Below are 12,656 nucleotides of genomic sequence, written 5' to 3' on the forward strand. Positions count from 1 at the left end.
TCAGTATATTCTGCTAGGTCGTGTTTTACTGAGTGATCTAGGTCAAAAATTATAAATTTATTCTAATATCATCACTTTCTAGCGCCTTAATAGACGGTTTAGGAATTTCAGGCATAAAAAAACCGCCAGTGACGTTTAAGTCAGGCGGTTTTAATTGTTCTAACCGTTATTGGTCAGATTAATGATTAGCGCTTAAGGCCATCATTGAGTAAAGGACGCATAATTTTAACTAATTCTGAAGTCACTTTAGGCGAACCAGCAACAACGTTACCTGAAGTTAGGTAATTATGGTTACCAGTGAAATCTGTTACGGTACCGCCTGCTTCACGACAGATTAAGTCGCCTGCTGCGATATCCCAAGGCTTAAGACCGATTTCGAAGAATCCATCTAAACGGCCTGCAGCAACATAAGCTAAGTCAAGTGCCGCTGAACCTGCGCGACGTACGTCAGCACATACAGGGAATACTTCACCTAAGATGTTCATGTAAGTTTCAGTGTGTTGACGAGATTTGAACGGGAAACCAGTACCAATCATGGTATGAGCGAGTTCATTTACACCAGTTACACGTAGGCGGAAGTCATTTACTTTAGCGCCTTGACCGCGAACAGCAGAGAATAATTCTTCACGAACAGGATCGTAAATAACGGCAACTTCAATTTTGCCTTTATATTGAACTGCGATAGATACTGCGAAATGAGGGATACCACGAACGAAATTGTTGGTACCATCCAAAGGATCGACTATCCATACATAATCTTTATTTGAACCACGGTTTTCACCGTCTTCTTCGCCAACAATCGTATGATCTGGGTAAGATTTACGAATTTGGTATGTAATGGTAGCTTCTGCTTCCTTGTCTACACTTGTAACAAAGTCATTTAGACCTTTTGAATCAACTTCAACTTTGTCGAGTTCAGTATAGGCGCGCATAATAGTTTGGCCCGCAGCGCGTGCAGCGCGCGTGGCAATAGTCAGCATCGGATGCATAGCAATCCCCTGGATGTTAAAGAACGAATAAATCAGCCGCGTAATTATACGCATTTTGACAGGTTTATCAAATGCAGATTTTCATATAAGGAATTATTTGCAGCTTGTGTTACTATCCGCAAATAGATTTTTAGACGATTAAAGTAGTTTCATGCTGAGTAATATACGTGTTGTTTTAGTTGGGACATCGCATCCCGGAAATATCGGTTCTACCGCTAGAGCCATGAAAACCATGGGCTTATCAAACTTATACCTTGCTGAACCTAGAGTGCAGCCTGATGGACAGTCTATTGCACTCGCTGCAGGTGCAGCCGATTTGATTAGAGACGTGACGATTGTTGACTCACTTTCAGAAGCGATTGCTGGCTGTAGCTTGGTGATTGCAACGAGTGCACGTAGCAGAACACTAGATTGGCCTATGTTAGTCCCGAAAGAAGCGGGCGAAAAGCTGGCTCTGGAAAGTATTAAAGGGCCTGTAGCTATTGTATTTGGTCGTGAAAACCACGGTTTAAGTAATGAAGAGCTGCAAGAGTGTACATATCACGTGTCTATTCCTGCAAACCCTGAATATAGCTCGCTTAATTTAGCGCAAGCGGTGCAGATCATTTGTTATGAAACTCGTATGGCGCATTTAGCGTTAGATGAAAAGGCGACTTTTGAAGAAGAATACCCACTCTCAGAAGACTTACAACGCTTTTATGTGCATCTTGAGTCGACACTAACTAAGACAAATTTCATTATTAAAAATCACCCAGGTCAGATCATGACCAAGCTTAAACGCTTATTTAGCCGTGCTCGTGTTGAAACGGCTGAAATGAATATTCTTCGTGGTATTTTGACCTCAATAGATAAAAAAATGCCGAAAGAAGAAAGCTGCAACGATAAAGAGTCATAACTTATTTTTTAGTAAAAAAGTCATAATTTTATAGTGGTAGAAAGAAGGACTGTGACATGGGCGTGATAGCGCGAATAAAGGAAGATATTGAATCTATTTATCACCGAGATCCTGCGGCGAATAGTAGCTTTGAGATTTTAGTCAATTATCCAGGCATGCATGCGATTTGGATTCATCGCATCAGTAATAAGCTTTGGAATGCTAAATGGCATCTGCTAGCGCGATGTTTGTCTACTTTTTCTCGTTGGTTCACTGGGGTTGAAATCCACCCAGGGGCTACAATAGGTCGCCGATTTTTTATCGACCATGGCATGGGCATTGTTATTGGTGAAACTGCTGAAATTGGTGATGATTGTACTCTTTATCACGGTGTGACCTTAGGTGGCACAACATGGCAAGCAGGTAAGCGTCACCCAACATTAGAAAATAATGTGGTTATTGGCGCAGGCGCTCAAATTCTTGGTCCAATCACCATGCATGATGGTGCTAGAGTCGGTTCAAATTCTGTTGTGGTTAAAGATGTCGCCAAAGAAACGACTGTTGTGGGTATTCCTGCAAGGGTAGTTGCTAAACCTTCGGCGCAATCGAAAGAACAAACTGAACGTCGCAGTGCGATGGCGAAGAAATATGGGTTTGATGCTTATGCAGTATCTCCTGATAATCCAGATCCAGTTGCCAGTGCGATTGGTCAAATGCTTGATCATATGCATTTGATGGATTCTAAAGTGCAAGAGATTTGCCAAGCTGTACAAACTATGGGCGGTGAAGTTTGCACTGAAAAGTTACCAGAGTTGAATGTGGGTGACTTTAATGAAGCTGAGCAAGAAGCTGCAGAAAAGCGAATTCAAGAAATTGATAAGTTTGATCCGATAATTTAATCATTAGACTTGAAAAATATCCAGTCGATACCCACTTAAAGGTATCGACTTTTTATTTTTGAGTCGTGAGCTTTTCACATTAACCTGTTTTTTTTGACTTACTGCCGTTTTATCACATATTCGCTCAATTAATGCCGTACTAGCATTGAATCTTGTAGTATAAAAAGGTTAAATACCTGTGCAAAATTGTAGACCTAAATTGTTAGCAGCGAACGAGAGATAATACTTGAGTGATTTACTAGGTTAAATACTTGACTATTTTACTCGGGTATGGTGAAATTGCCCTATAGTATATGGGAGCAAATAACGTTATGAAACTGACATCAAAAGGTCGCTACGCAGTGACAGCTATGCTGGACGTTGCTATTCACTCAGCCACCGGGCCAGTTCCCTTAGCGGATATCTCTGAAAGACAGGGAATATCGCTTTCCTATCTTGAGCAACTCTTCGCTAAGCTTCGTAAACATGGTCTTGTATCTAGTGTTCGTGGTCCTGGAGGCGGATATCGTCTTGGACAAGAAGCGAATGACATCTCTGTTGGCATGGTCGTGCATGCTGTAGACGAGTCAGTTGATGCGACTCGTTGTCAGGGAAAAGGGAATTGCCAAAGTGGCTCCCGTTGTCTTACCCATTCATTATGGGGAGATTTAAGTAAACAAATTTCAGAATTTTTAGATGGCATTACGCTTGCTGGATTAATGGATAAAAGAGATGTTCAATTTATCTCGTTAAAGCAAGACGAAATGCAGAATGAGCATAGAGTTACATTGTAATTTTATGTAGTTGTATCGATAACAATTATATGTACGTTGTAAGTGGTCACAAAGATGGCTGCTCAGTACGGAGTGTATGATGAAGCTTCCTATCTATTTAGATTATGCCGCAACAACCCCAGTCGACAAACGTGTTGCCGACAAAATGGTCCAATTTATGACAATGGACGGTGTGTTTGGTAACCCTGCATCTCGTTCTCACCGTTATGGTTGGCAAGCCGAAGAAGCAGTTGATATTGCTCGTAATCAAGTGGCTGATTTAATCAACGCGGATCACCGCGAAATCGTATTCACATCGGGTGCGACTGAATCAAGCAACCTTGCTATTAAAGGTATTGCGCATTTCTATAACAAGAAAGGCAAGCATGTCATCACGAGCAAGACAGAACATAAAGCCACACTTGATGCTTGTCGCCAATTAGAGCGTGAAGGCTTTGAAGTGACTTACCTTGAACCAAGTGACAATGGACTTATTCCATTATCAGTGATTGAAGGTGCAATGCGCGATGACACAATTTTAGTGAGCATCATGCATGTGAACAATGAAATTGGTGTTATTCAAGACATTAATGCAATTGGTGAGTTATGTCGCTCAAAAGGTATTTTCTTCCATATGGATGCTGCACAAAGTGCAGGTAAATTACCGATTGACGTGAAAACCACTAAAGTTGATCTGATTTCTATCTCTGGCCATAAAATGTATGGACCAAAAGGGATTGGTGCATTATACGTGCGTCGTAAACCTCGTATTCGTTTAGAGTCGCAAATGCACGGTGGTGGTCATGAACGTGGTATGCGTAGTGGTACATTAGCAACTCATCAAATTGTTGGCCTAGGCGAAGCAGCTGCTATCGCTAAGCAAGATATGATTGAAGATAATGCTCGCATACTTCGTCTACGTGACAAATTATGGGCTGGCATTAAGCATATCGAAGAAACCTATATCAATGGCGATATGGAACAACGCTACTGCGGTATCTTTAATGTGAGCTTCAATTTTGTTGAAGGTGAGTCATTAATGATGGCCCTTAAAGATTTAGCAGTATCATCAGGTTCAGCTTGTACTTCTGCAAGTTTAGAGCCTAGCTATGTACTTCGTGCATTAGGCTTAAATGATGAAATGGCACACAGCTCAATTCGCTTCTCAATTGGTCGTTTTACCACTGATGAAGATATCGAGCATGCAATTAAAGTAATTGATGATTCTATCGGTAAGTTACGTGAAATGTCTCCACTTTGGGAGATGTTCAAAGATGGTATCGATCTGGACCAAGTTCAGTGGGCACATCACTAATACATTATTATCGATAGCGATAAACGGAGCAGAATTGTTATGGCTTACAGCGAAAAAGTAATCGAACATTATGAAAATCCACGTAACGTAGGTTCATTTGATAAGAATGACCCTTCAGTGGTAACAGGTATGGTTGGCGCACCAGCATGTGGTGACGTGATGAAGCTTCAACTAAAAATTGGCGAAGACGGTATCATTGAAGATGCTAAATTCAAAACTTATGGTTGTGGCAGCGCAATCGCTTCTAGCTCACTGGTAACAGAGTGGGTTAAAGGTAAAAGTGTTGATGAAGCAGCAACGATTAAGAATGCTGACATTGCTGAAGAGCTTGCATTACCACCAGTTAAAATCCATTGCTCTATTTTAGCCGAAGACGCTATTAAAGCAGCATTAGATGAGTACAAATCAAAGCAAGACAAGTAATACCGGAGTTAAGATGGCAATAACAATGACCCCAGCTGCGGCTGAACGAGTGAAATCTTTCCTAGTTAATCGAGGAAAAGGCTTGGGTTTACGCCTAGGGTTAAGAACATCTGGCTGTTCTGGTATGGCTTACGTGCTTGAGTTTGTTGATGAAGCAAATGATGATGATGACGTTTTTGAGATTGAAGGCGTTAATATCATCATTGATGCTAAAAGCTTTATCTATCTTCAAGGCATTGAATTAGATTTTGTTAAAGAAGGCCTCAATGAAGGTTTTCAATTTAACAATCCTAATGCCAAAGGTGAATGTGGTTGTGGTGAAAGCTTTACTGTTTAATTGTGAAGCTTCACTCTAATTTACCAACTAAGAGCATGATATCTGCCAATGAATTACTTTGAATTATTTCAAATAACACCTTCCTTTGATATCGACACCGCCAACCTTGCAGAGCGCTACCGCGAGCTGCAAAGGGCGGTTCATCCCGATAAATTTGCTAACGAGTCAGAACAACAAAAGTTGTTGTCTGTGCAACGCACTGCGCAGGTAAATGACGGTTATCAAACGCTAAAAAATCCATTAAGACGTGCAGAGCACATGTTAAGTTTACGTGGCATTGATATAAGCCATGAAACGACGACAGTCAAAGATACTGCTTTTTTGATGCAGCAAATGGAATGGCGTGAATCCCTAGAAGATATTAAAGATAGTCAACAAGCTGATGAATTAATCGATGATTTATATCAGTCATTTGCTGGCTTTGAAAAGACACTTTCGCAATTACTTGCCACATTATTAGCAACCGAATCAGATGAAAATAATTTATCTGCAGCGGATCAAATAAGAAAGCTAAAATTTATGGCAAAATTGCAGGATGAACTCGCAAGAGTCGAAGATTCATTATTAGATTAATTTCGGGCTGTTAATATAACAGCGCCTTTATATTGTCTCTAATTGAGTCTAGACTAATAAATAATTGGAATACTATGGCCCTCTTTCAAATCGCTGAGCCCGGTCAAAGCGCCGCGCCTCATCAGCACCGCCTTGCTGTGGGTATCGATCTAGGTACAACAAATTCATTAGTTGCGGCTGTCAGAAGTGGTGAAGCACTGACTTTACCTGATGACAGTAATCAACATTCTTTACCTTCAGTTGTACATTATAGTGTCGACAGCATCGAAACAGGTTTAGCAGCCCAAGCACTATCTGTAAAAGATCCGCAAAATACCATCGTTTCTGTTAAACGCTTTATGGGGCGCAGTCTTGCTGATATTCAATCTGGCGAGCAACAACTCCCATATTCGCTGACTGCTAGTGATAATGGTCTACCTATTTTTAATACTGCTCAGGGCGCTGTTAACCCTGTGCAAGTTTCTGCTGAAATACTTAAACCTCTTATTAGTCGCGCTGAAAAAACATTAGGCGGAGATTTAGAAGGGGTTGTCATTACCGTACCGGCTTATTTTGATGACGCTCAGCGTCAAGGTACTAAAGATGCAGCAGAGCTTTTGGGTGTAAAAGTATTACGTTTATTAAATGAGCCTACTGCAGCAGCGATTGCTTATGGCTTAGATACCAAACAAGAGGGCGTGATTGCCATCTATGATTTGGGCGGCGGTACATTTGATATTTCAATTTTACGTCTGAATCGTGGTGTATTTGAAGTATTAGCCACAGGTGGCGACTCTGCGCTAGGCGGTGATGATTTTGACCACCTGTTGCAAGCGCACTTACAACGAGCTTTTGGACTGACTGAGCTTTCAGCTTCTTTGTCTCGTCAGCTTTTAATTGAGTCTCGTCGTGTCAAAGAGCAGTTAACCAATGCAGATACTTGTATTGCATCTGTTACGCTAGAAAATGGCGATACAGTTAATGCGGAAGTATCGAAAGCTGAATTTGAATCGTTAATTGCATCGCTTGTTAAAAAGACGATTGCAAGTTGTCGCCGTACATTACGTGATGCCGAAGTGACTGCAGATGACATCATTGAGACAGTCATGGTCGGTGGTTCGACTCGTGTACCATTAGTGCGTGAGCAAGTAGAAACCTTCTTTAAAAAGACTCCACTAACGTCAATTGACCCTGATCGTGTCGTTGCCATTGGCGCGGCAATCCAAGCTGATATTTTGGTAGGTAATAAGCCTGAGTCAGATTTATTATTATTGGATGTTATTCCACTGTCCCTTGGTATTGAAACCATGGGTGGCTTAATTGAAAAAGTGGTGACGCGCAATACCACAATTCCTGTGGCCCGTGCGCAAGAGTTCACAACATTTAAAGATGGCCAAACGGCAATGGCATTTCATGTAGTGCAGGGCGAACGTGAGCTAGTTGATGATTGTCGTTCATTAGCTCGCTTTACCTTAAATGGTATTCCTGCATTAGCGGCTGGCGCAGCGCACATTCGAGTCACATTCCAGGTCGATGCGGATGGGTTACTGAGTGTGACAGCAATGGAAAAGTCCACTGAAGTGAAAACAACGATTCAGGTTAAACCGTCATTCGGTTTATCTGATACTGAAATTGCTACAATGCTAAAAGACTCAATGAAGCATGCGAAAGATGATATTACTCGTCGCATGTTAGCTGAGCAGCAAGTTGAGGCTTCAAGAGTTGTTGAAACCTTAAGTGCAGCACTTGCTAAAGATGCTGATTTATTAAACCCACAAGAACTTGCTGATATCAACGCAGCAATTGAACAGTTACAATTGACTGCTCAAGGTGATGATACTGACGCCATTGAAAAAGCGATTGAAGCATTAGATGCACAAACTCAAGAGTTTGCTAATCGTCGTATGGATAATTCAATTCGAGCAGCACTGAAAGGTCAGTCTGTTGAAAATATATAGGTGATGAAATGCCACAGTTAGTTTTTTTACCACATGAAGAGCTGTGTCCAGATGGCGCAGTTGTTGAAGCCGAAGTCGGTGAAACCATTTTAGACGTCGCGCTAAAAAATGGCATCCACATTGAGCATGCATGTGAAAAGTCGAATGCATGTACTACTTGTCACTGTATTGTGCGTGAAGGCTTCGACCAACTTGAAGAAAGTGATGAGTTAGAAGATGACATGCTAGATAAAGCATGGGGCTTAGAGCCTGAAAGCCGTCTTTCTTGTCAGGCTAAAGTGGTTGATTGTGATTTAGTGATTGATATCCCTAAGTACACTGTCAACATGGTGTCTGAAGGGCACTAAACTAGTTTCAGGTACTGGCAACGTCCTATCGTTATTCAATAGGACAGTTTCATTGAGCAACGGTGTATGTGTTTTCATAGTCGTTGCTTTTTTTTTGGAATTTTTTTACTATTCTTTACGTCATTATTCATAACCGCCTTCATTCAAAACCGCCTTAATTCATAGTCCCCCTTCATTCATAACCCCTTCGATCGTTATTTTTAAGTTGGTTATTCTATTTATCTCCAAGCAATTTACTTATTTATCCATTGACACGATATTAAGTTGCAATGTTGGATCGATGTAACTATCTTATTTGTGAACCCAAGTTCGCAAATTAAGTTGGCACCATTTTATCTAGAGGACTATATGAACATCACCGGACATTGCCATTGTGGTGAGTTAGTTTTTACTGCCAAGGTTTTACCAGAAAAAGTTGTCATCTGTCATTGCACTGATTGCCAATTACTATCGGCTAGTGCTTTTAGGACGGTAGTGATGTCAGAAGTTGACGGTATGAATTTTATCAAAGGCACGCCAAAGGAATACATCAAAATTGCCGAAAGTGGCAATCAACGAGCCCAAGGTTTTTGTCAGCAATGTGGCTCAGCAATGTACGCCACTTACGTTGGTGATAAGTCGAGGGTGTATGGAATTCGTTTAGGCGTTGTGGATCAAAGAAATGAATTAACGCCTGTTATGCAAATCTGGCATCGTTCAGCACAACCTTGGTTGAATACTTTACATGGCATAAGCACATTTTCAACAACACCATAATATTAAGGGATGACAATGAAATTGATGGTCAGTTTATCTATTTTAGCGAGTTTTTATGTTAATGCTGTGCAGAGTTCTGAACAGAAAGTGCTGCCAGTAAATCTTGCTAGCTATTCAGGGGGTGAAGTTAGTTTTTTAAATACCCAGCAAGGTGACATGACCTTGCCATTTTCTGAAGGGGTGAAAGTGGGCGGGACTGTCTATTTATCTGGTCAAATAGGATTTAACTCTGAGACTAAGACCTTAGTTAAAGGTGGCATCGTTGCGGAAACTCAATCGACATTATTAGGCATTAAAGGGTCTTTAGGTCGAATGGGTTATGAAATGAAAGATGTGGTTAAGTGCACTGTGATGCTTACGGATATTGAAGATTTCTCAGCATTTAATCAGGTATATAAGCAGCATTTTAGTTCCCCTTATCCCGCAAGAAGTACTATGGCAGTCAAAGGTCTCGCTCTTGGTGCCAGCATTGAAATTGAATGTATTGCTGCAAAATAATATTAAAAATCGCCCTTAATGTGAATATAGATTTACATAAATCTGTTTGCACTATATCATCTTGTTCAAAATATATTTGAATAAGGTTAAGGATGAATCAATCTAAATTGTTTTGCACACTAGGTATGCTGCTTTACAGTATTTCTTTAAGTGCTGTGGCGAGTGGTTATATATCATATGATCAACCTAAAATTGCAATTACCAATGTCAATATCATCGATGGAACTGGCAGTAAAATTAAGGAAGCGCAAACTGTTGTTATTGAGGCTGGGAAAATTAAAACGATAATGGCTTCTGCTTCGACAACGATTGCAGAGGACGTCACTATCATCGATGGTAAGGGGAAAACCTTAATTCCAGGCCTGATCATGATGCATGAGCATATGTTTTATCCCACCGGAAAAGCCCATTACACCGAAATGCTCCATAGCTTTCCCAAACTTTATCTCGCAGGCGGTGCAACCACGGTAAGGACTGCTGGCACCACTTCACCTTACGGGGATTTAAATGTAAGAGATGCCATTAACTCAGGTGACACTATTGGGCCTGCTATGGATGTTACTGCGCCGTATTTAAATGGTCCAGGGCTGCCAATTCTAAAACTCAAAGCGCTTCGGGATGCAGAAAATGCTAAGGCAATGATAGATTACTGGGTTTCTGAAGGGGTAACGTCATATAAAGCCTATATTAATATTCGTACAAAAGAGCTTGAAACAGTCATAGAGCAAGCGCATTTGCGGGATCATAAAGTGACAGCACATCTTTGCTCTATTACTTACCGAGAAGCCGCTGAGATGGGAATCGATAACCTTGAACATGGTTTCTTTGCCGCAACTGATTTTGTTAAAGACAAACAGAAAGATATGTGCCCAGAAGGGGCACATCAGTCATTAGTTGATTTAGATATTGATTCACCTGAGGTCAATGATCTCATTGCCTATTTAGTCGAAAAGAAAGTCGCCATTACTTCTACGCTAACTATTTATGAAACGTTCACAAAAGGGCGACCACAAGCATACCCTTTAGCATTAGAAGCGCTTATTCCACAAGTTAGAGAGCAGTATCAAAATCGTTGGCTCACTATTTCTCAGCAAGAAGACGCTACTTGGCCAGTCGTGTTTAATAAAATGATGCAATTAGAAAAGAAGTTTGTTGCAGCTGGCGGCTTGTTGATGGCCGGAACGGATCCTACCGGTTATGGCGGGGTCGTCGCTGGATTTTCCAATCAACGTATGATTGAGCTACTTTATGAAGCAGGCTTTAGTGTCGAAGAAGTGATTAAAATCGCTACCTTGAATGCAGCAAACTATCTTAATAAGCAGCAAACTATTGGCTCAGTTGAGGTCGGTAAAAATGCTGATCTAGTATTAATAAATGGTGATTTGAGTGTTGATATTAGCCGTATTCAAGACATGCCAGTGGTATTTAAAAATGGCATTGGCTATGACACTAAAAAAATCGTTGCTGATAATAAAGCGATAGTAGGGTTACATTAACTTAACAGCGCAGTAAATGACCTGTTGAATTAGAGTTTAGCCAGTAGAAATTGTATGATGCTTAAGGTGACAATACACTGGAATTGTTACCTTGGTTTCCTCCCTGATTTCGAACTGGAAAAATGCATGTCAGCCATAGATTTACGCCCAAAACAAAAACGTAGCCAAGTGACTCATGATAAATTTCTGCAGTCTTTACAAGATGCATTAAAGGTTAAGTACTTTGAACATATCAGTATTAAAGAATTAGCTGAAGGCGCAGGGGTGTCGGTAGGGACGTTTTATCGTCGATTTGAGAACAAAGAAGCATTACTACCACTTCTATATGATGCATTTGGGAAAGAGCTTGGACAGTGGATTGAGGAAATGGAAGCAATTGAGTGCGACACGCTCGAGGATCGAGTGATATCACTATGCGAGTCCACTTATACATTCCTTGACGATAGAAAAAGTGTATTTAGGACCATTCACCTAAATGCGCGGTTACATCCTGACACCATGTTTGCAAATCCTACTTTAGACAGAAATGAAGCGTATAGCCGCTTGTCTCATTTACTATTACAATCTGTTGATAGCAACGAGGCTGCTAATATTACATCAATAAAGCAGCAAGCTGCAGATATGGCGGTATATATGATGATCAATGGCCTGCTTGATAAAATTCTGTATCCAAACCTGACACCAGCAATCGCTTGCTCAATGACACAGATGCAATTCGTGCAGCAATTACCTAAGATGTTACTTAACTACTTACAGCCAGTTGTTAATCCAGGTTAAAGATTAATCTGCTGTTTTCCTCGTTTTCGATAAAGCGGTGCTGCAGCTACTTTTGTATAGTTGATTTGCTTGAGTTGAATCACAATTTGACTAGAAGCTAAGTCACATGATGACATTTTGATTATGTGACACCATTAGCCCTATGCATCTAGGCGTAAATTTCGTATAATCCGCGCGAATTTAAAAACCCTATATTAAGAAGGAAGCTTTTCATGGCTATCGAACGTACTTTTTCTATCATTAAGCCTGATGCTGTTGCAAAAAACCACATTGGCGCTATCTACAACCGTTTTGAAACTGCTGGCCTGAAAATCATCGCTTCTAAAATGGTTCACCTAAGCAAAGAACAAGCTGAAGGCTTCTACGCTGAGCACAGCGAACGTCCTTTCTTTGGTGCTTTAGTTGCATTCATGACTTCTGGTCCTATCATGGTTCAAACGCTTGAAGGCGAAAACGCTGTTCTAGCTCACCGTGAAATCTTAGGTGCTACTAACCCAGCTGAAGCTGCTGAAGGCACTATCCGTGCAGATTTCGCAGAAAGCATCGATGAGAACGCTGCTCACGGTTCTGATTCTGTAGCATCTGCTGAACGTGAAGTTGCTTACTTCTTCAGTGCTGAAGAGTTATGTGCACGTACTCGTTAATTCTTAATTGAATTAGATTAAAAGGAGCCATATGGCTCC

The 12,656-nt window shown here is 40.9% G+C and carries 15 protein-coding genes; 14 read left to right on the plus strand and 1 reads right to left on the minus strand.

Annotated elements, in window-relative coordinates:
• Positions 1 to 185: 185 nt before the first annotated feature.
• Complete coding sequence (gene suhB, locus BCU84_RS01650) at positions 186 to 989, minus strand: inositol-1-monophosphatase (protein ID WP_102526356.1); 804 nt, start codon at positions 987 to 989, stop codon at positions 186 to 188.
• 151 nt (positions 990 to 1,140) lie between these two features.
• Here suhB and trmJ point away from each other — a divergent pair, with 151 nt between their 5' ends.
• The 14 genes from trmJ (at position 1,141) to ndk (ending at position 12,617) form a co-directional block, all read left to right on the plus strand.
• Positions 1,141 to 1,884, plus strand: a complete 744-nt coding sequence (gene trmJ, locus BCU84_RS01655; protein ID WP_102526357.1) for a tRNA (cytosine(32)/uridine(32)-2'-O)-methyltransferase TrmJ — start codon at positions 1,141 to 1,143, stop codon at positions 1,882 to 1,884.
• Between the two features lie 56 nt (positions 1,885 to 1,940).
• A complete protein-coding gene (cysE, locus tag BCU84_RS01660) occupies positions 1,941 to 2,762 on the plus strand; it encodes a serine O-acetyltransferase (protein ID WP_102526358.1) in 822 nt (273 codons plus the stop codon).
• Between the two features lie 311 nt (positions 2,763 to 3,073).
• Positions 3,074 to 3,535, plus strand: a complete 462-nt coding sequence (gene iscR / locus BCU84_RS01665) for a Fe-S cluster assembly transcriptional regulator IscR (RefSeq protein WP_055024669.1) — start codon at positions 3,074 to 3,076, stop codon at positions 3,533 to 3,535.
• 79 nt (positions 3,536 to 3,614) lie between these two features.
• Positions 3,615 to 4,829: an IscS subfamily cysteine desulfurase gene (locus tag BCU84_RS01670; protein ID WP_102526359.1), complete on the plus strand. Its 1,215-nt coding sequence runs from the start codon at positions 3,615 to 3,617 to the stop codon at positions 4,827 to 4,829.
• Between the two features lie 39 nt (positions 4,830 to 4,868).
• Positions 4,869 to 5,252: a Fe-S cluster assembly scaffold IscU gene (iscU, locus tag BCU84_RS01675; protein WP_102526360.1), complete on the plus strand. Its 384-nt coding sequence runs from the start codon at positions 4,869 to 4,871 to the stop codon at positions 5,250 to 5,252.
• Positions 5,253 to 5,265: 13 nt separating this feature from the next.
• Positions 5,266 to 5,589, plus strand: coding sequence for an iron-sulfur cluster assembly protein IscA (gene iscA, locus BCU84_RS01680; protein ID WP_102526361.1), 324 nt, complete (start codon positions 5,266 to 5,268; stop codon positions 5,587 to 5,589).
• A 48-nt stretch (positions 5,590 to 5,637) separates the two neighbouring features.
• Positions 5,638 to 6,162 (plus strand): co-chaperone HscB, encoded by a 525-nt coding sequence (gene hscB, locus BCU84_RS01685; RefSeq protein WP_102526362.1) that lies wholly within the window; start codon positions 5,638 to 5,640, stop codon positions 6,160 to 6,162.
• Positions 6,163 to 6,236: 74 nt separating this feature from the next.
• Entirely contained in the window at positions 6,237 to 8,099 is a 1,863-nt protein-coding gene (gene hscA, locus BCU84_RS01690; RefSeq protein WP_102526363.1) for a Fe-S protein assembly chaperone HscA, read from the plus strand.
• An 8-nt stretch (positions 8,100 to 8,107) separates the two neighbouring features.
• A complete protein-coding gene (fdx, locus tag BCU84_RS01695; protein WP_102526364.1) occupies positions 8,108 to 8,446 on the plus strand; it encodes an ISC system 2Fe-2S type ferredoxin in 339 nt (112 codons plus the stop codon).
• A gap of 348 nt (positions 8,447 to 8,794) precedes the next feature.
• Positions 8,795 to 9,202 (plus strand): GFA family protein, encoded by a 408-nt coding sequence (locus BCU84_RS01700; RefSeq protein WP_102526365.1) that lies wholly within the window; start codon positions 8,795 to 8,797, stop codon positions 9,200 to 9,202.
• Between the two features lie 15 nt (positions 9,203 to 9,217).
• Positions 9,218 to 9,700, plus strand: coding sequence for a Rid family detoxifying hydrolase (locus BCU84_RS01705; protein WP_241906333.1), 483 nt, complete (start codon positions 9,218 to 9,220; stop codon positions 9,698 to 9,700).
• Between the two features lie 92 nt (positions 9,701 to 9,792).
• The gene (locus BCU84_RS01710; protein ID WP_102526366.1) at positions 9,793 to 11,196 is read left to right on the plus strand and encodes an amidohydrolase family protein; all 1,404 of its coding nucleotides are present in this window, start codon (positions 9,793 to 9,795) and stop codon (positions 11,194 to 11,196) included.
• 126 nt (positions 11,197 to 11,322) lie between these two features.
• Complete coding sequence (locus BCU84_RS01715) at positions 11,323 to 11,973, plus strand: TetR/AcrR family transcriptional regulator (RefSeq protein WP_102526367.1); 651 nt, start codon at positions 11,323 to 11,325, stop codon at positions 11,971 to 11,973.
• Between the two features lie 212 nt (positions 11,974 to 12,185).
• Positions 12,186 to 12,617 carry a nucleoside-diphosphate kinase gene (gene ndk, locus BCU84_RS01720; RefSeq protein WP_102526368.1) on the plus strand — a complete coding sequence of 144 codons (432 nt, stop codon included), beginning with the start codon at positions 12,186 to 12,188 and terminating at the stop codon, positions 12,615 to 12,617.
• Positions 12,618 to 12,656 lie beyond the last annotated feature (39 nt).

The sequence above is a fragment of the Shewanella sp. 10N.286.51.B7 genome (genome assembly GCF_002873615.1).
Classification (GTDB): domain Bacteria; phylum Pseudomonadota; class Gammaproteobacteria; order Enterobacterales; family Shewanellaceae; genus Shewanella; species Shewanella electrodiphila.